Consider the following 17,228-nt stretch of genomic DNA (forward strand, 5'->3'; position numbering starts at 1 on the left):
CCGGTTCCGGGGGAAAGCCTTCCGGCACCGACTGCACACAGGTAACGTCGCAGTGTCACCCCGGACCCCGGTGTCATCGATGTCCCGCAGCATCGATGTGTCAAGGCCTCTTCTGTAGGGGCAGAAGCCTCCTTGAGACGAGCCGTACGGTTGGGCCGGCAGTCGAGGGGGCGGCCGGCCCACCGTACGAACCGACCGTGACATGCCGCTGCCGGCTTCACTCTCACGGTGATCAGCAACCCCGACCGCTGCGAGATAGCGTTGCGGTGTCGGGGATGGCGCTTGTCTGCGGCCCGCTGCCCCAGCCTCCGGTGTCGCACCACATCTGACAGGGTGCCTCGGAGCAGCTTTGGTCGTCGCAGACCCGCACCGACCGCACGTGACGGTTCACGACTGCGTCAGCAGGTTCCCGCACCGAGTGACCTGAGGCTCGCGGACCTCGAGGCCGCGCTCGACGAACGGGGGCGGGACTGCGCTGGTGCACGCGACAGCGGCCTCGTGGGGCACCGTTCCGTCGCACGAAGGCGAAGAGGTGTGGGCCGCTGTGGGGTGACGGGGATCGAAAACCGCCGCGCCCACGCCTCGGTCATGCGGGTCGGCGACGGCCGTTTCCGTCAGGCCGGGTCGGCTTCGGCAAACTCGGACGGATCAAGGTGGAGCGTGGCCAGCAGCCCGCCATGGCGAGTGGGGTCGATGCGGTCGGGCAGTTCCCGGTCGACGAAGTCGGCCCTGGAGTGCTGGCCGCGCTGGCGGAGGGCGGTGATGACGGCCGCCTTGGAGATGGTCATCTGTCTGGTCTCCTGACGGATAGGGCCGCGAAGTCCGGAGCGACAAGTCCACCGTACGCCTGTCCGGTGCCTGCCCTTCGCCGCGGTGGCCTGCATGACGAGGACGGTGCGGGCGGGGGGGCGTTTTGCCCGAACCCGTTCCGGGTACGCCTCAGGCATGACGCTCACTGCCGCGGCTGCCTTGCCGGCGCTCGCGGCGGCCGTCCGGACCCTTGCGGCCCTTCTCGCCTACGGCACCCGCCGTCCGCGCCCTCCCGAGGCGTGTTCCCGTCCGGACGCCCCTGGTCCGCTGTCGCGTCGTGACGGTCCGATGTGCCTCCTGAAGCAAGGAGCCGAGCTATGTCCATGGTCTGGCGCGACACCGCTCGTCAACGCGTACGGGAACGGCTCGCCGCCGCCCGGCGCAGGCCCATAGTCCCGCCGTTCACCGCCGCCCCGGAACTCGGCGGGGCGACCACCCGGGTGACGCTCGTGGAGCGCGCTGCCACCGTCGACGACGGGGTCCCGCGCGGGGTGCGTACCGCCGGCGCCTGGGCATGGCGGATCATCCTGCTGGTCGGGGCCGCCTATCTGCTGATCCGGATGGTCAGCCTCCTGCGCGTGGTGGTGATCCCCGTCGTGGTCGCGCTGCTGCTGGCGGCGATGTTCGAACCGGTCGCCGCCGCCCTGCGAAAGCGGGGGATGAACCGTTCGCTCGCGGCCGGGCTCGTCCTGCTCACCGCGCTGCTCGTGGTCTTCGGCGGTCTCGCGCTGATTGTGCAGACTTTCATCTCACAACTCGACGATCTGAGCGCGCAGGTCGGCGACGGTATCGCCGAGGTGCAGAACTGGCTCGTACAGGGTCCGCTGCATTTGTCCCAAACCCAGCTCAGCGACGGTCTGGACCGGCTGAGGACGTCAATCACCGACAACCAGAGCGCGCTCACCACGGGCGCACTGAGCACCGCCGCCACCGTCGGCGAGCTCGTGGCCGGCTTCTTTCTCGTGCTGTTCACACTGTTCTTCTACCTGCGCGACGGCGGCCAGATCTGGACCTTCCTCTGCCGGCTGCTTCCCCGTGGTGCCCGCATCCGGGCGGCCCGGGCGGGGCACTACTCCTGGCACACCCTGGTCTCCTATGTGCGCGCCACCGTGCTGGTGGCGTTGGTCGACGCCGTCGGCATCGGCGCCGGCCTGGGCGTACTGCGCGTCCCGCTCGCGCTGCCACTGGCGGCGCTGGTGTTCCTGGGTGGCTTCATCCCGGTGATCGGTGCCACGCTGACCGGTGCGGTGGCCGTACTGGTCGCGTTGGTCACCGTCGGGCCGGTCAAGGCGCTCATCGTGCTCGGCGTCGTGATCGCCGTGCAGCAGCTGGAGGGCCACGTCCTGCAGCCGGTGATCATGGGACGCGCCGTGGCGCTGCACCCGCTGGCCGTCATCCTCTCCATCGCGACCGGTGTCCTCGTCGCCGGCATCATCGGCGGCCTGGTCGCCGTCCCGCTGCTCGCGGTGGTCAACACCGCGGTCCGCTATCTGGTCGGCCACCCGGACGGGGAACCCACCCCGGATCGCGAGCCGCCGGGCACCGTGAGTGCCGACGGGCCGGAGCCCGTGAGAGGCCCCGACGGGGACCAGAAGGAGGAGCCGGTGCTTCCCCCGATGGAAACCTCGGTGACCGCAAGCGGCGACCACCCGGCCGTCGCGCCGGCGGGTGCCGAACGATGACCGGGTGAACGGAAACCGCCTTCGCCGAGGTGCGGGCGGAGGCGGTCGTCAGCTCAAGCGGTCAGCGGCCCAGTACGCCGGACAGCTTGCCGGCCATGCCGCTCCACATCTGGGTGGGGCGCTGCTGCTCACCCTGCTGCGCCCCATCGCGATCATCGTGCCGGTCAGCGCCGGGATGGCCCACTGGAGGAGGCGTTGCTGCTGCAGCGTCGCCGCGACCTCGTCCGGCGTGTTCTGCGCCGGCTCGGTTCCCCCCTCGGCCGGCACCCGGCCGGCCCGGGCGATCCGCGCACCGAGAAGGCCGCTGTACGCGGTGGCGCCCAGCGCCGCGACGGTCACCGCGGTCTTGATGATGGTGTTCGACGTGACGCCGGACTGGCCGGCCACCCGGCCCCGGTTGACGATGAGCAGGCCCAGCCCTCCGGCCAGGTGCGCGGCGATCGCCGCGGCGGACACCGGGGCCCACCGGGCCCAGCCGCTGGAGGCGATCAGCGTACGTTCGCCGGCGTCGGCGACGTCCTGCGAGGCGCCGTTGAGGCCGACCGCGCCCATGAGGGAACCGCCCATCCAGACTGCGGCGCCGAGGTCGTGCAGGGTACGGATCGTGGTGTGACGGTGGGCGCTCGGCGTACCCGGGTCGAGGCGGCGGAGGACCGTGGATCCGGCTGGACCGACCGCCCGCGGAGTGCGGCGCTCATGCTGGGCCGCTGCGATCGGACGGTAGCCCCCGGCACTGCCGGATGGCGGAAAGCTCTGACATCTCTGGGGTGCCCCCGGCCGGCCTGCGCAAACCCGGTGGTGCCGCTGCTATCGCAGGGCGCGGACCTCGTCCGCTTCGCGGCGGACGGCGCCGGCGTCGTGGGCGAGGTCGGGGTCGGTCGCCGGTTGCGGCACGCAGAGCAGGAGTGCTTCCGGCCGTACGGTGACCAGTAGGTGCTTGCCGGGGTCGATGAGGTCGCCGTCGAGCTGGCGGGGCTGAGCACGGTTGCTGCGGATCTCCACGCGGCCGGCGGTGAAGGTCTCCATCCGGGCGACGGTGTCCTTGCGGCGCAGGACGCCCCAGCCGAGGGCGGCCCAGTGCCGTAGCGTGCGGGGGCTCAGCACGGCGACGTCGAGAAGCCCGTCGTCGGGCCGGGCATTGTTGAGCAGTCGCATGCCACCCTGCAGGCGGCCGACGTTGCCGACGATGACGGTGCGGGGGCGGCGGGTGAACGCCGTGTGGTCGTCGAGTCTGATGCTGATCCGCATGGGCCTGTCGCGTAGGTGTCTGGCGGCTCCGGCCACATAGGCGAGCCAGCCGATGTGCTTTTTCGCGGTGGCGTTGGTCGCGTCGAGCATGTGGGCATCGAAGCCCATGCCGGCCATCACGGCGAAGCTCTGCTCGCCGACGGCGCCGACGTCGATGCGCCGGCGGCCGCCCTGCAGGACGACCTCGACGGCCGTGGCAACGTCGTCGGTCAGTCCCAGATTGGCGGCCAGCAGGTTGCCGGTGCCGGCCGGCCGTACGGCCAGCGCGACGTCGGTTCCGGCGAGAGCGGTTACGCAGGCCATCACCGTGCCGTCACCACCGCAGGCGAAGACGAGCTCGGCGCCGTCTCGGACCGCCTGCGCGCACTGGCCGGCGCCGGGGTCGTCGACCGTGGTCTCCAGCCACATCGGCTCGGGCCAGCCGGCGGCTGTCAGCGCGCCGGCGATGGTCCGGCGCAGCTCGTCGAGGTCGGGCACTTTGGTGGGGTTGACGACGACGGCCGTCTGCAGCACACCGGGTTGCGCCGGCCGGGATGGGATCGGTGCTGGCATGGCGGGATGTCCTCGGGATCGGTGAAAGGGGCGGGAGACCACGGACGCCGCCACCCCGGAACTCGGGGTGGCGGCGCCGGCGGGTGCGATCAGGAATTGTCGTCGGCGCGGGTGCCGGCCTTGGCCAGACCGCGGCTGACCATGTAGCCGATGGTCAGCAGTGTGATGTAGAGCCAGGCGCGGTCGGCGCGGAAGTAGTCGGCGCCGCTGCCGTTGTCGCCGTTGCCGTTGCCGTCAACGACCAGGGAGGCGATGAGGATCGCGACCGTGATGACCACGTACGCGATGAACTCGGTGGTCTTGAAGGCGGCCTTGGTCTCGGCCGGGCGGCGGCGCGCAACCCCGTTGGCGGCGGTCACGTCGTGCCGGGAAGTTTCGAGTCTGGGACTGGTCAAGAAATTCTCCAAAAGCCATGAAACCGCGACCGGCACATCGTTTGTCGACGGCATGCGGCTGGCGGAAACAATGGGCCGGATGATCGGCTCGGTCGGCGGAAGTTATTTGCCGCTGTCAATTCAGGAGTACCCGGAAAGGTGGGGCTCAAACGGTGCGGCAGAACCTGTTCGGCCGAATGGTTCGACACTCATCGGCCCGTCCTGTGCCATGGGCGGCGGGCCCGGTCAGCCGGCGCTCCGGGGCAGCCGCTCCACACCGTCCACGACAAGGCCGTCGATGCCGGTCGCCGTCATGACGAACTGGACCTGCGGCGAGGCGTTCCGGATGAGGATCGACGCGCCGGGAACAGTCGTGCGTGTGCGGACCAGGAAGTGGCAGAGCGTGGCCCCCGCGAACGTGACCCCGGCGAGGTCGAGGACCACCGCGCGCGGCGCCAGCTCACTCAGGCGGGTGACGGCCGCGGCGAGGACCGGGTCGGCGTCGATGTCCAGCGCGCCGAGAAGACGCATCCAGACGGTACGGTCGTCACGCGCGACGATGGTGACGACACACTTGCTGTTCTCCGGCACCACGATGACACCCCTGTTCGGTTGTGGCGGTCGGCTCAGCCGTGGTCCGGTGCCAGGGCGCGGCGGAGCCGACCCAGCGACCGGGTGAGCAATCGGGAGACGTGCATCTGCGAGATCCCGAGCCGGCCGGCGATTTCGGCCTGCGTGTGATTGCCGTAGAAGCGCAGGATCAGGATCGTCTGGTCCCGCTCCTCGAGGAGACTGATCGCACGCTCGAGCGAGGCCCGCCCCTCGACCATCTCGTACTCGTGGTCGTTCGCGCCCAGCGTGTCGCCCAGTTCGCGGTAGCCCTCGTGGCCCACCGGCGTGGACAACGACGTCGCGGTGTAGGCGAGCGCACCCTCCAGGCCTTCCAGCACCTGCTCCTCGCTGGTGCCGAGGTACGCGGCGATGTCGGCGACGGTGGGCCCAGGAACGGTCACGGAAGTAGCGCCTGATCTCCCCGACGATGGTCGGGATCGCGTAGCCGACGAAGTCGACCTTCCGGTCCGGGTCGAACCTGTCCACCGCCTCGCCTCGACGGCCCGGTCGCGCAACGCCGACCGCGCGGGGTGGTCGAGAGGAAGGGAGGACATCGCCGCCAGAACGTCGGACGGCGAGGAGTCGAGCGGGCAGGAAACGCCGAAAATGAGGCCGCCAGCACCGTCAGGCATGAGAGTCCCTCGATCAAAGAGGTCTTCGATGCCGAAGTCTGGGGCAACGGGCTCCCACGGAGCCGCGCATGTCCCAGTGTAGACCCGCCGGTGCGCTTTCGAGCGGTCGGCGGCAACACCGGTCAACCGGTGTGCTGGACCCCGGCGAGCAGTTCGGGCGTGTGGCGCTTGTCGTTCGGGTCGGCCGCGGCGGCCAGCGCCGTGTCGGCCGATGCCCGGCTGGCGTCCGGCGGGACCACCAGCAGGTCGAAACGGTCACGCCCGAAGTCGCTCATGATGGTGATCAGCCCCGCCGGCTGGGAGGTGAACCAGCCCAGACGCACCGCCCGGCCGCCGGCGGTGGCCCGGCGCGGATGGGGGAGATCCCACTCGCCGGCGTTCAACAGCACGTGGCTGATCGGGCCGCGGAGATCGGCCAGGGTATCGACCAGCGCGGGAAGCTCCGCGACCACGTCGGTGGACCGGGGCCACCAGGCTCCGTCGAGGACGGTGGTGCGGGACGGCACCGGGTCCATCCGCAGGCGTACGGCATCGTCCGGTACTCGTGAAGTGCTGGTCGTGGTCCTCATCATCGGATTGCCTTCCGGTCGGCGACGTCCGCGCCATCAAAGGGCGGGCGCGGTGCGCTCGTCGGAGGAGACGTCGAGAAGTCGGTGTCTCTTCACCCTACGCGCACCCATTTCGGCAGTGCGTATCGTCGGCCGGCCATCGTTGATGACCACGGTGCGCTGAGTCGACGGCGGCGCCTTGGTCATCCGGGTGGCGCCCGGCAACCGGTTTACTGAGTCCGCCCGCGGGTAACCCTTGCAGTACTGCGCCAGCCGCCTCGGGCGGTGACGCGCCGGCCGTCCAGACTCCGCGGCCTCATCGTCAGTTCACGTTTGCCGGGCTCCGCGCCATCGCCGTACCCGGCAAGCAGGTTTTTAGGAGTCGCGCGATGAGCGCATCGGTAATACAGCGGCCGAAGGTCGCCGGCAGTGATTTCGCCGCGCTGAACCGCCAGATCGTCCGGTCCGGGCTGCTGGAACGCCGGCCCGCCTACTACGCCGTACGCATGAGCGTCGTGGCCGCGATGCTCGTCGGGGTGTGGGCCACCTTCGCCCTGATCGGTTCGTCGTGGTGGAGCATCGCGGTGGCCGGGTTGCTGGGCGTGGCGTTCTCGCAGACGGCCCTCCTCGCCCACGACATCGCTCACCGGCAGGTGTTCCGCACCAAGACGCCCAGCGCCACGGCGGGCCGGATCGCCGCGAACGTCGCTGTCGGGATGAGTTACGGCTGGTGGATGGACAAGCACACCCGCCATCACAACAACCCCAATCACGACGACCTCGACCCGGACGTCCAGCCCGAGCTGCTCATCTGGGCCACCGAGTCGGCGTGGGGCCGGCGCGGGATCAAGGGCTTCGTCAACCGTCATCAGGCCGGGCTTTTCTTCCCCCTCCTGACGTTGCTCAGCATCGACCTGCGCATCTCCAGCATCAAGGCGCTACGTCGTCCGGGCATGAAGCGTCGCGGCCTCGAAGCGGGTCTGATGGCCGGCCATCTGATCGCCTACGTGGCCGCGCTGCTGCTGGTGCTGTCCCCGTTGCAGGCGCTGGTGTTCTTCCTCGTGCACCACGCGGTGTTCGGGGTGTACCTGGGGATGACGTTCGCCCCCAACCACAAGGGGATGCCGCACCCGACCGGCGACGAGGACTACCTGCGTAAGCAGGTGGTGACCTCCCGCAACGTCAAGGGTGGCCGGCTGACCGACCTGGCCCTCGGCGGACTGAACTATCAGATCGAGCACCACCTCTTCCCGGCGATGCCCACCCCGAATCTGCCCAAGGCGCAGCCCATCGTCAGGGAGTACTGCGAACGAGCCGGAATCCCCTATGTGGAGACGAGCTTGATCGAGTCGTACCGGCAGGCCCTGCGTCACCTGCACGCCGTCGGCGCCCCGCTGCGGGCGACGTCCCGCTGACGTCCTCTCCGGCCCACCGCCGGAACACTCATGCTTTTCTCCGCAGTTTGGTGGATCCTGCGGGCCGTCGTCAGAGGGGGACACCGGTCGGCCCGCAGGATCGCCTCGGCCCATCCGGCTCCCTGCGTTCGTCCCCGTACGAAGGAGTGAGCGGCGCCCGGGGACACCCACTTTCGTAGGAGGCTGCCATCACTGACGCCCGACCCGAGAATCCGCGAGCGAACCGGCCGGGACGCCTCGGCCCGACGGACCGCCGTGCGGCCCTGGCCGCGCCGGGTGAGGCGGACGGATTCGTCAGCCGGACGGAACGCGCCGGCGGTTCGCTGCTGCACGTCCGCCGGCGGTCGGCCGACCCGGCCGCGACGCCTTGGGTGCTGCTGCACGGTCTCGCGGTGTCGCACCGCTACCTGATGCCGACCGCACGCCGTCTGGGACCGGGCTCGGTCTACGTGCCGGACCTACCTGGCTTCGGCATGTCCGGCAAACCGGCGGTCGTCGCTGATGTCGGTGCGCACGCCGCGACGGTCGCCGCACTGATGGACACGCTCGGCATCGGCCGCGCCGCCGTGCTCGGCAACTCGTTCGGCGGGCAGATCGCCGCCGAGCTGGCCGTGCGCCGCCCGGACCTGGTCGGCGCGCTCATCCTCGTCGGACCCACCACCGACCCGGTCGCCGCCACCGCCTGGGGGCAGACCAGGCGGCTGCTGCGTGACCTTGTCCACGAGGACGTGCGGCAGGTTCCCATTCTAGCTAGGGACATAAGGGAGGCCGGAATCCGGCGCATCCGCATCACTCTGCGCCACGCGGTGGCCGACGACATCTACGGCAAACTGCCGGCGATCCACGTGCCGACCATGCTCCTGCGCGGCAGCCGGGACCCGATCGCACCACGCTCGTGGCTCGATCGCATGGCCGTGCGTCTGGCCGGGGTGTCGGTGGTGACGGTCGACGGCGCCGCCCACAACGTCGTGACGACGGCCGGCGCCGAGACGGCCGCCGCGGTCAGACGTTTCGTCCGGTCCCGGGCGCCGGCGGCATGAGACACCCCGACCGGATCATCGGCCGTCCAGATCCGGGAGAGCCGGCAGGCTGGTGACGATGGCGCCCGCCACCTCGCCGAGGCGCCGGTTGTTGCGCCGGGCGAAGTCACGGATCAGCGTGAACGCTTCGTCCGGGCTCACCGCGCGGGCCTGGGCGACGATGCCCTTCGCCTGCTCGATGACGACGCGGCTGTTCAGGGCCCTCTGCAACTGGCCGGTGAGCACCTCGCCGCGGCGGATGGCGCGTTCCTGCAACAGGCCGATCACGGCGACGTCGGCGAGCGACTGCACGATGTGGGCGTCCGCGTCGTCCAGCTCGGTGGAGCTGCCGAACACGCCCATCGCGCCGATCACCTGCTTGCGCAGCCGCAGCGGGAAGGCGTGCACCGACTCGAAGCCGGCGAGGGCGGCGCGGGGTGCGAACCCGGGCCACTTCTCCGTCGCCGCGGCCAGGTTGACGTTGGTCACCGGGCGGGCGGTGCGGAAGGCGTCGAGGCAGGGGCCGTCGCCGTACTGCAGCTGGAACAACTCCATCAGCCGGGCACTCTCGTCGGAGGCGGCCATGAAAGTCAACCGATCGCGGTGATCGGCGAGCATCAGCCCGACCTCACCGGTGTCGAACAGACCGGCCACCCGCCGGGTGAGCATCTGCAGGAACTCCACCACGTCGAACTCGTCGACGAGTGTGTCGGCGACGTCGACGAACAGGGTCGCTAGCCGCTCGGGGGAAACGGTGGTCACAGCGGTATACCGCCCCTTCTGGCGAATCCGACTGCGGTCATGACTGGCCGCCGTCGAACGAAACCCTACGCGCGACCACGTCGCGTGCGACGTCTCCCAACGGCTTGTCCTCGGCGTACGCGTAAGCGCGCAATCGGGCGAGCGCGTCCGCCAACGAGATACCCAGCTGGACCGCCACCATCCCCTGCGCCTGGAACAACTCCGCGCGCTGCCCCACCACCTCGTCCTCCAGGCCGTCGGCGGCAGACCCGGGCACCGCCCGCGCCTGACCGTCGAGCAGCGTCGTCACCGCCACGTCGGCGAAGGTCAGCGCGTCACGGAGCTCCCCGGCCGTCAGGGAACCCGCCTCGTGGCGGAAGACGTCGAGGGCTCCGAGCCGTGCCGCGCCGATCTGCAACGGGAACGCGAACACCGCCCGCACCCCCGTGTCGTGCAGGGCGGACGCGTAGCCCGGCCACCGTCCCATCGCGCCGTCCGCGAGATCGGGCACGAGCACGGGCTGACGACTGGTGACCGCGTCGAGGCAGGGGCCCTCGCCGAGCGTGAACTGCAGCTCCTCGAGTGGCTCGTAAGCCGGCTCGGACACCGCGGCCACGCCCCGCATGCCGTCCCCGGCGAGCACGCTGACCCCGGCGCCGGAGGCGGACAGGGCCCGCCCGGCGGCGGTGCACAACCGGCGCAGCCGGCCGGCGACGCCGTGGCCGTCGCCGGGACGCGCCGGCTCGTCAGAGACCAGGCGGTGCACCCGGACGGCGCGCTCATCCACGACGCCCACCGGGTGGTCCGCCGCGCCGCGCTCGGGCGGCTCGAGGACGCGGGTGGTCTCTCATGGCTGCACCTCTCCCTCGATCGGGGAACCGCCGAGGTCCAGGGCAGCAGCTTGTCCGAAGTAACTGGTAGGCGTCACCCTACGCCCACGTCGCGGCGCGGGTGAGAAGGCCCGCTCAAGCGGGCCGGTCGCCGGTGCCGCCGGCCGTGGGGCTGGCGGTCGGCTGCGAGCCGCCGGGGCGTACGGGGCCGGCGGCGTCCCGGATGCTGTCCCGGGCGGCCCCGGCAACGGCCTGCGAAGTGATGCCGAATTCCTGGTAGAGCCGCTGGTAGTCGGCGGAGGCGCCGAAGTGCTCGAGGCTGACGATGTGGCCGGCGTCGCCGACGATGTCGCGCCAGCCCTGTCCGACGCCGGCCTCGACGCTGACCCGGGCGCGCAGCGTGGGCGGCAGGACCTCGTCACGGTAGGCGGACGGCTGCTGGGTGAACCACTCCCGGCACGGCATAGAGACCACGCGGACGGTGAGGCCCTCGGCTTCAAGCAACTCCCGGGCGTCGAGTGCGACCTGCACCTCGGATCCAGTGCCCACGAGGACGACGTCCGCGTCGGTGCCCGATCCGGCCAGGACGTAGCCGCCACGGGCAGCGCCGGCAGCCGAGGCGTACGCCTGGGGGCCACGCTCGAGCACCGGAAGGTTCTGACGGGAGAGGACCAAGCCGGCGGGCCGGTCGGTGTGCTCGAGGATCGCGCGCCAGCAGGCCGCGGTCTCGTTGGCGTCGGCCGGCCGGACCACGTCCAGGCCGGGGATGGCGCGCAGCGCGGCGAGGTGCTCGACGGGCTGGTGGGTCGGCCCGTCCTCGCCGAGACCGATGGAGTCGTGGGTCCAGACGTAGGTGGCGGGCAGCTGCATCAGCGCGGCCAGCCGGACGGCGGGTCGCATGTAGTCGCTGAAGACCAGGAACGTGCCGCCGTAGGGGCGGGTCAGGCTCTGCAGGGCGATGCCGTTGAGGATGGCGCTCATGGCGTGCTCGCGGATGCCGAAGTGCAGGGTCCGGCCGTACGGGCCGCCGGCCCACTCGCGAGTCTGCCGGGCGGCCGGGATGAAGGAGGCCTCGCCGGTCATGGTGGTGTTGTTGCTCTCGGCCAGGTCGGCGGACCCGCCCCACAGCTCCGGGAGAACCGGCGCGAGCGCGGTGAGCACCTCACCGGAGGCCTTGCGGGTGGCCATGCCCTTCGGGTCGGGCGCGAAGGTGGGCAACGCCGCCGTCCAGTCGTCCGGCAACTGTCGCTTGAGCAGGCGGTCCAGAAGCGCGGCGCGCTCCGGGTGGGCGCCGCGCCAAGCCTCGAAACCTGACAACCATTCCCGGTGTACGCGGGCACCGCGCGCGACGACCTCGCGCGTGTGCGCCAGGACGTCGTCGTCGACCGCGAACGAGACGTCCGGGTCGAAGCCGATCAGGCGCTTCGTCGCGGCGATCTCGTCGGCGCCGAGAGCGGAGCCGTGGGCCTTGCCGGTGTTGCGCTTGGTCGGTGCGGGCCAGCCGATGATCGTCCGGAGCTGGATGAGCGACGGCCGGTCGGTCTCCGCCTTCGCCGCCGCGACAGCCGTGCGGAGCGCGTCGACGTCCTCGACATAATCACCGGTCCGTGTCCAGTCGACGGTCTGTACGTGCCAGCCGTAGGCGGTGTAACGGGCCGGGACGTCCTCGCTGAAGGAGATGCCGGTGTCGTCCTCGATCGAGATGCGGTTGGCGTCGTAGAACACCACCAGGTTGCCCAGCTGCTGGTGCCCGGCCAGCGAACTCGCCTCGGCGGTGAGTCCCTCCATGAGGTCGCCGTCGGAGGCGATCACGTACACGTGGTGGTCGAACGGGCTCTGTCCCGGCGCGGCGTCCGGGTCGAGCAGACCGCGCTCGCGGCGGGCGGCCATGGCCATGCCCACGGCACTGGCGAGGCCCTGGCCGAGCGGCCCGGTCGTGATCTCGACACCGCGGGTGTGCCGGAACTCGGGGTGCCCCGGGGTCGCGGAGCCCCAGGTGCGCAGGGCACGCAGGTCGTCGAGTTCGAGGCCGTACCCGCTGAGGTAGAGCTGGGTGTACAGGGTGAGGCTGGTGTGCCCGGCGGACAGCACGAACCGGTCCCGGCCGAGCCACTCGTCGTCGTTGGGGTCGTGCCGCAACACGTCGTGAAAGAGCAGGTACGCCAGCGGCGCTAGGCTCATCGCCGTGCCCGGGTGACCGTTACCCACCTTCTGGACGGCGTCGGCGGCCAGCAGCCGGGCGGTGTCCACGGCACGCACGTCCAGGGCGGACCAGCCCACGGCCTCCGCGATCGGTGCCGGCACCTGCCGGACGAGCTGGGACGGGGAAGGGTGGAACTCGGTCATGGCGATTTCCTCAATCTGGCGACGGGGGCGTGAGCCGGACACCGGCCACGCCGGACGAGCACCCGGCCGGTTGCCGGCGATGCCGTCCGAAGAGCTGCTCGAAGGAGGCGAAAGCCATGGATTTACAGAGTGCCCGGCGGGCGGGCCGCTAAACGCCGGAGGACGCCTCGCGGGCGGTGCTCGCGGCGGGCGCCCGGACGGCGTACCGTCGATGTGTCGCTCCAGACCCCGGTGGCTGACGCCTCGCCGCCCGGCGGAGGACTCCAGGAGGCGACGTGTTGTTATCCCGGATGAGAGACTCGACTCGTGAAGCGACCAGGACATCCGGCCACCGACTGCATCTGCGCGTAGTGTGGCCGCTCGGTCGCAGCTCCCGCCGTCGGAGCGACGCGGCGCTGCCGGAGGACGACCTCGACGACTTCTACGACAACGCGCCGTGCGGCTTCGTCTCCACGCTGCCGGACGGCACGATCGTGAAGGTCAACGCCACCCTGCTCGACTGGGTCGGAGCGGCCGGCGATGACCTGATCGGCCGGCGTCGCTTCACCGACCTGCTCGCTCCCGGCAGCCGTCTTCTCTACGAGACGCGTTATGCACCCCTTCTGCGGCTCCAGGGGGAGGCGAGCGGCGTCGCGCTGGAGTTGCATACCGGCGGAGGCGTGCCGCTACCGGTACTGATCACCTCTACCGTCAGAGCGGGCCGCGACGGCGCTCCGCTGATGATCTGCACCACCGTCTTCGACGCGCGCGAGCGGCGCGCGTACGAGAGGCAGTTGCTGGCTGCCCGCCAGGTGGCCGACCTCGAACGGGACCGGCTCCGACTTCTGGTCGCCGGGCTTCAACGCAGTCTGCTGCCCACCTCGCTGGCGGTTCCGCCCGGCATGACGACGGCGTCCCACTACCACATGGCTTCCGCCGACGAGGTCGGCGGCGACTTCTATGACCTCTTCCCGCTGTCGGGCGATCGGTGGGGCTTCTTCCTCGGCGACGTCCGCGGAAAGGGGGTGGCGGCCGCCGCGGTGACCGCCGCCGCCCGGTACACCTTGCGTGCGGCCGCCGTCTACGACTCCGAGCCGGTCGCCGTGCTGCGGAATCTCAACACCGTCCTGTACCAGGACTACGCCGCGCCGGGGCACCGGCACTGCACCGTCATCGTCGGCATTCTCGAACGGCAGCGCAGCGGCTACACGGCCACGGTGGCCTCTGGTGGCCACCCGCCGGCTCTCGTCGTGCGCGCCGACGGCTCGGCCGCTTATCACACCACGGACGGAGGCACTCTGGTCGGCATCCTGGCCGAGCCGCGCCTGGTTGCCCGGACGATCTCGCTGGGCGCGGGCGACACGCTGATTCTGTACAGCGACGGCCTGACCGAGGCACGGACTGCCACCGGCGCGCGGTACGGCGACGAGGCGCTGCGGGAGTTCGCGCAGGGTCTGGGCCCGACCAGCGCCCCGGTGGTCGTCAAGGCTCTGGCCGGCCTGCTCGGCACGTTCGCCCAGGTCGACGACGATGTCGCGGTGATCGCGCTGTCGGTGAACGGGCCCACCTCGCGATCGCACTGAACCGGCGACCTCGAACCGCCCGGCGTTCAGGGGCTGCCGGGGCGGTCCAGCGCCGACCACACCACCTTGCCGGTGGCCAGGGTCGTCGAGCCCCAGGCCGCGGAGACGGCGTCGACGAGTTGCAGGCCACGGCCGCCGACACCGCCCGGTCCGGCCTGCCGGGGCCACGGCGTGGGTGGCTGAGCCGTCGAAGACGGCGATATGCAGGTGGCACGACCGCAACCGGATCTGCAACGTCATCATCGTGTTCGCATGCATCGACGCATTGGTCACCAGCTCACTGACCACCAGTGCCGCGTTGCCGACCAGGCTGGGCTCGTCCCACCGCAGGCATGCTTCGGTGACCACGTCGCGGGCCCGGCGCGCGGCACCGGCGATCGGCAGCAGGTCCTTGGTGATCGACGGCACCGCCACCATCGCAGCCGCCCGGCCGGCGGCGACACTGTCGAAAAGCAGTCTCGGATCCAGCGCGCCCGCACCCAGCAGATTCCTCATTTCGGTGGTCGGCGCGCAGATCAGAACCGACACGCCAGGCCACTGCAGCGCCTCGATCATGATGCTCGCGAACAGGGCGACGGTCTCCGTGTCGTTCACCGCCAAGGCCGACACGTCGATCAGCACCGCAGCCTGACCCTGCTGCCGTGCTTCTCCCAACAGACTGTGCAGCAACGTACTGGCCGCCGTGGTCAGGTTCCCGCTCAGGGCCAGGACCGGCAGGCCGTCCTGAACGCCATAATCCCAGGTCAAGGCGTATCGCTAGCGGATGACATCGCTTTCCCTCTGCCGGGCACCCTGTGCGGAGTCACAAGCTGACAGCCCTAGCCGGGTGCGTTGAACGGAAGTGGACGTCTCCGACATGTGGCGCATGCCCGCCGGCGACCAGAGCAAACACCTGGAGTCGCGCATGTCGTGTCGTCGATCAGCCGGTCAACTTTCGCCATCGGCGCCATCGGCAGGCTCCCGCACAGCCACCGAGCTGAGGAGTCCATGCTGTCGGCCTCCTCGCCGCGGCGCTGGTCGCTGGCGTTTCCACCGGCTTGCAACTGCACCGCGCTGGCGAGATGCGAACGGCGAAGGTGTAGGCCGGAGTAGCGTAGGAGCGACCGCAGCGCCACATCGCCTGCGGCTTCACTGCCACCAGCGCCCGGTCCGGCATCGGCCACCGGAGCCCTGCATTCGGCAGACCGACGAATTTCCTGGGAGAACCACCATTACGATCGCCACCACCACTCAGCCGTCAGCTGAGCCTTCTTCTCCGGCCGTCCGCTCCGACGCCCGCCTGCGGATCGCGGGACGCACCATGTCGTACACGACCGCGGGCGCGGGGTGCCGCTGTTGTTGCTCCACGGCCTCGGCGGCACCCGTCGTACCTGGGACCACCTGATCGACGCGCTCGCCGCCACCCAAACCGTCATCGCTCCGATCTCTCATCGGGCAGCCGGCCGGCGTCCCGCCAGCGTAAAAGCTCCTCCCGCTGCGCGGTGATCGCCACCTGCCGAACGTGCAGGGCAGCTTCGTAACGAGGCGAGACCGGCGAGACCTTCGGATCGCTGTCCTGGGGCGCGGCCAGCCGTCTCCGATATCGGGCCAGCCGGGCGTCCAACGGCCCGCTCATCGTGTCGATCAGGTAAGGATGATCTCGGCGAGAAGTGCGCCGTGACCGGTTCCCGCGTATCGTCGTCGGTGTGGCCGGTCAACGGTCGGCGCCCCAGCCCTCGGCGTGTGGAGATCTGCGCACGTAAGGGGTTGGCCATGAGACGGCACTCGACGTCCTGCTGCACCGTCATGGTCACGGCAGGCCCGCAGTCACCCGCGGGTGGACCTCCGTGAAGCCGCGGCTGCGGGGTTGGCTGCATGCCGGCACATTTCCTGTGGCCGTGGCTGTCGGGGCGCTGTTGACGGTGCTGTCCCCGGGCGCCGGTCCCCGGCTCGCGTTGGCGCTGTTCACGGTGTCGTCGGCGTTGCTGTTCGGCGTCAGCGCCCTGTATCACCGCGGTCGCTGGACCGGGCGGCCCTACAGCGTGTTGAAGCGGCTGGACCACGCCAACATCTTCTTGATCATCGCCGGCACCTACACGCCTTTCTGCGTGCTCGCATTGCCGCCGGGCCAGGCGCGGGGCTTGCTGTGGATCGTCTGGGGCGGCGCGCTGGCGGGTGTGGCCTTCCGGGTGCTGTGGGTGGGCGCGCCCCGTTGGCTGTACGTGCCGGTGTACGTCGCCCTGGGATGGGTTGCGGTGATGTACCTGCCCGGATTCCGGCAGACCGGCGGCGCGCCGGTGGTCACGTTCCTCATCCTCGGTGGCGTGCTCTACACCCTCGGCGCCGTGGTCTACGGCGTCAGACGGCCCGACCCCAACCCGCGTTGGTTCGGCTTTCACGAGGTCTTCCACGCCCTTACCGTCGCGGCCTTCACCGCCCATTGCATCGGCATCTCCATCGCCCTGCGTGGCACCGTCGCCTGAGCGCCCGATTGCGGAGCCGGCCAGGTCATTGTGGGTTGGCCACGATCGGTGGGGGTACTTGTTGCCGTAGTTCACCCCTTATCGGCAGGCCTTGAGGAGATCTTGTGCCCGTTGTCGCGCTGACGTTTCGGCCCTGTCAGGGGAGCTGTGTAAGTCGGGGGTGTGCCAAGATCGACCGGCTTGAGAACCGGTCAGATGGGACACGACGTGACACAGGACACAGATGCGGCCCGAGTCGACGAGGCGGCGGGCCGGCGGTTGGCGGAGTCGTTGTCGGCGGAATCGATCGATGCGTTGATCAATGACGCGAAGCGGGCCGGCACGCCGCTGGATGGTGTGGACGGTTTGTTGAATCAGATGACGAAAGCGGTTCTCGAGCGGGCGTTGCAGGCCGA

14 protein-coding genes and 3 pseudogenes are annotated in these 17,228 nt (G+C 70.5%); 6 read left to right on the top strand and 11 right to left on the bottom strand.

The window, feature by feature from the left end:
• Positions 1–614: 614 nt before the first annotated feature.
• Positions 615–788 carry a hypothetical protein gene (locus ACFQS1_RS31320; RefSeq protein ID WP_378975380.1) on the bottom strand — a complete coding sequence of 58 codons (174 nt, stop codon included), beginning with the start codon at positions 786–788 and terminating at the stop codon, positions 615–617.
• 339 nt (positions 789–1,127) lie between these two features.
• Here ACFQS1_RS31320 and ACFQS1_RS31325 point away from each other — a divergent pair, with 339 nt between their 5' ends.
• Entirely contained in the window at positions 1,128–2,492 is a 1,365-nt protein-coding gene (locus tag ACFQS1_RS31325; protein WP_378975382.1) for an AI-2E family transporter, read from the top strand.
• A 48-nt stretch (positions 2,493–2,540) separates the two neighbouring features.
• Here the strand turns inward: ACFQS1_RS31325 and ACFQS1_RS31330 are convergent, their stop codons facing one another.
• From ACFQS1_RS31330 to ACFQS1_RS31355, 6 genes and pseudogenes are all read right to left on the bottom strand, one after another.
• Positions 2,541–3,059 (bottom strand): hypothetical protein, encoded by a 519-nt coding sequence (locus ACFQS1_RS31330; protein WP_378975383.1) that lies wholly within the window; start codon positions 3,057–3,059, stop codon positions 2,541–2,543.
• A gap of 240 nt (positions 3,060–3,299) precedes the next feature.
• Positions 3,300–4,292, bottom strand: a complete 993-nt coding sequence (locus ACFQS1_RS31335) for a diacylglycerol/lipid kinase family protein (protein ID WP_378975385.1) — start codon at positions 4,290–4,292, stop codon at positions 3,300–3,302.
• Positions 4,293–4,381: 89 nt separating this feature from the next.
• The gene (locus tag ACFQS1_RS31340) at positions 4,382–4,687 is read right to left on the bottom strand and encodes a hypothetical protein (RefSeq protein ID WP_378975387.1); all 306 of its coding nucleotides are present in this window, start codon (positions 4,685–4,687) and stop codon (positions 4,382–4,384) included.
• A gap of 225 nt (positions 4,688–4,912) precedes the next feature.
• On the bottom strand, positions 4,913–5,260 hold the full coding sequence (locus ACFQS1_RS31345) for an STAS domain-containing protein (RefSeq protein WP_378975389.1): 348 nt from the start codon (positions 5,258–5,260) through the stop codon (positions 4,913–4,915).
• A gap of 32 nt (positions 5,261–5,292) precedes the next feature.
• A pseudogene (locus ACFQS1_RS31350) lies at positions 5,293–5,910 on the bottom strand (sigma-70 family RNA polymerase sigma factor).
• Positions 5,911–6,032: 122 nt separating this feature from the next.
• Complete coding sequence (locus tag ACFQS1_RS31355; RefSeq protein WP_378975391.1) at positions 6,033–6,482, bottom strand: DUF5994 family protein; 450 nt, start codon at positions 6,480–6,482, stop codon at positions 6,033–6,035.
• Positions 6,483–6,847: 365 nt separating this feature from the next.
• On the opposite strand from ACFQS1_RS31355, the gene ACFQS1_RS31360 reads away from it, so the two are divergent.
• Both ACFQS1_RS31360 and ACFQS1_RS31365 read left to right on the top strand, forming a co-directional pair.
• Entirely contained in the window at positions 6,848–7,873 is a 1,026-nt protein-coding gene (locus ACFQS1_RS31360) for a fatty acid desaturase family protein (protein WP_378975393.1), read from the top strand.
• Between the two features lie 371 nt (positions 7,874–8,244).
• Positions 8,245–8,913: an alpha/beta fold hydrolase gene (locus ACFQS1_RS31365; protein ID WP_378975395.1), complete on the top strand. Its 669-nt coding sequence runs from the start codon at positions 8,245–8,247 to the stop codon at positions 8,911–8,913.
• A gap of 15 nt (positions 8,914–8,928) precedes the next feature.
• Here the strand turns inward: ACFQS1_RS31365 and ACFQS1_RS31370 are convergent, their stop codons facing one another.
• The 3 genes from ACFQS1_RS31370 to tkt all read right to left on the bottom strand — a co-directional run bounded on the left by ACFQS1_RS31370 (position 8,929) and on the right by tkt (position 12,809).
• Positions 8,929–9,654 (bottom strand): GAF and ANTAR domain-containing protein, encoded by a 726-nt coding sequence (locus tag ACFQS1_RS31370; protein WP_378975397.1) that lies wholly within the window; start codon positions 9,652–9,654, stop codon positions 8,929–8,931.
• A gap of 37 nt (positions 9,655–9,691) precedes the next feature.
• The gene (locus ACFQS1_RS31375; protein WP_378975399.1) at positions 9,692–10,429 is read right to left on the bottom strand and encodes a GAF and ANTAR domain-containing protein; all 738 of its coding nucleotides are present in this window, start codon (positions 10,427–10,429) and stop codon (positions 9,692–9,694) included.
• Positions 10,430–10,598: 169 nt separating this feature from the next.
• Positions 10,599–12,809, bottom strand: coding sequence for a transketolase (tkt, locus tag ACFQS1_RS31380; RefSeq protein WP_378975401.1), 2,211 nt, complete (start codon positions 12,807–12,809; stop codon positions 10,599–10,601).
• 350 nt (positions 12,810–13,159) lie between these two features.
• Here tkt and ACFQS1_RS31385 point away from each other — a divergent pair, with 350 nt between their 5' ends.
• Positions 13,160–14,371 carry a PP2C family protein-serine/threonine phosphatase gene (locus ACFQS1_RS31385; RefSeq protein ID WP_378975403.1) on the top strand — a complete coding sequence of 404 codons (1,212 nt, stop codon included), beginning with the start codon at positions 13,160–13,162 and terminating at the stop codon, positions 14,369–14,371.
• A gap of 498 nt (positions 14,372–14,869) precedes the next feature.
• Here the strand turns inward: ACFQS1_RS31385 and ACFQS1_RS31390 are convergent.
• Positions 14,870–15,118, bottom strand: a pseudogene (locus ACFQS1_RS31390) (STAS domain-containing protein); the annotation flags it as partial.
• 1,079 nt (positions 15,119–16,197) lie between these two features.
• Here ACFQS1_RS31390 and trhA point away from each other — a divergent pair.
• Together trhA and ACFQS1_RS31400 are read left to right on the top strand one after the other, a co-directional pair.
• Positions 16,198–16,833: a PAQR family membrane homeostasis protein TrhA gene (gene trhA, locus ACFQS1_RS31395; RefSeq protein WP_378975405.1), complete on the top strand. Its 636-nt coding sequence runs from the start codon at positions 16,198–16,200 to the stop codon at positions 16,831–16,833.
• Between the two features lie 258 nt (positions 16,834–17,091).
• Positions 17,092–17,228, top strand: a pseudogene (locus ACFQS1_RS31400) (IS256 family transposase); the annotation flags it as partial.

It is taken from the genome of Paractinoplanes rhizophilus, assembly GCF_042664765.1.
GTDB lineage: Bacteria > Actinomycetota > Actinomycetes > Mycobacteriales > Micromonosporaceae > Actinoplanes > Actinoplanes rhizophilus.

Excerpts from the sequence above, each read along its gene's own strand:
- ACFQS1_RS31320 (WP_378975380.1), bottom strand. The coding sequence starts at position 788 with ATGACCATCTCCAAGGCGGCCGTCATCACCGCCCTCCGCCAGCGCGGC.
- ACFQS1_RS31325 (WP_378975382.1), top strand. The coding sequence starts at position 1,128 with ATGTCCATGGTCTGGCGCGACACCGCTCGTCAACGCGTACGGGAACGG.
- ACFQS1_RS31330 (WP_378975383.1), bottom strand. The coding sequence starts at position 3,059 with ATGGGCGGTTCCCTCATGGGCGCGGTCGGCCTCAACGGCGCCTCGCAG.
- ACFQS1_RS31335 (WP_378975385.1), bottom strand. The coding sequence starts at position 4,292 with ATGCCAGCACCGATCCCATCCCGGCCGGCGCAACCCGGTGTGCTGCAG.
- ACFQS1_RS31355 (WP_378975391.1), bottom strand. The coding sequence starts at position 6,482 with ATGATGAGGACCACGACCAGCACTTCACGAGTACCGGACGATGCCGTA.
- ACFQS1_RS31360 (WP_378975393.1), top strand. The coding sequence starts at position 6,848 with ATGAGCGCATCGGTAATACAGCGGCCGAAGGTCGCCGGCAGTGATTTC.
- tkt (WP_378975401.1), bottom strand. The coding sequence starts at position 12,809 with ATGACCGAGTTCCACCCTTCCCCGTCCCAGCTCGTCCGGCAGGTGCCG.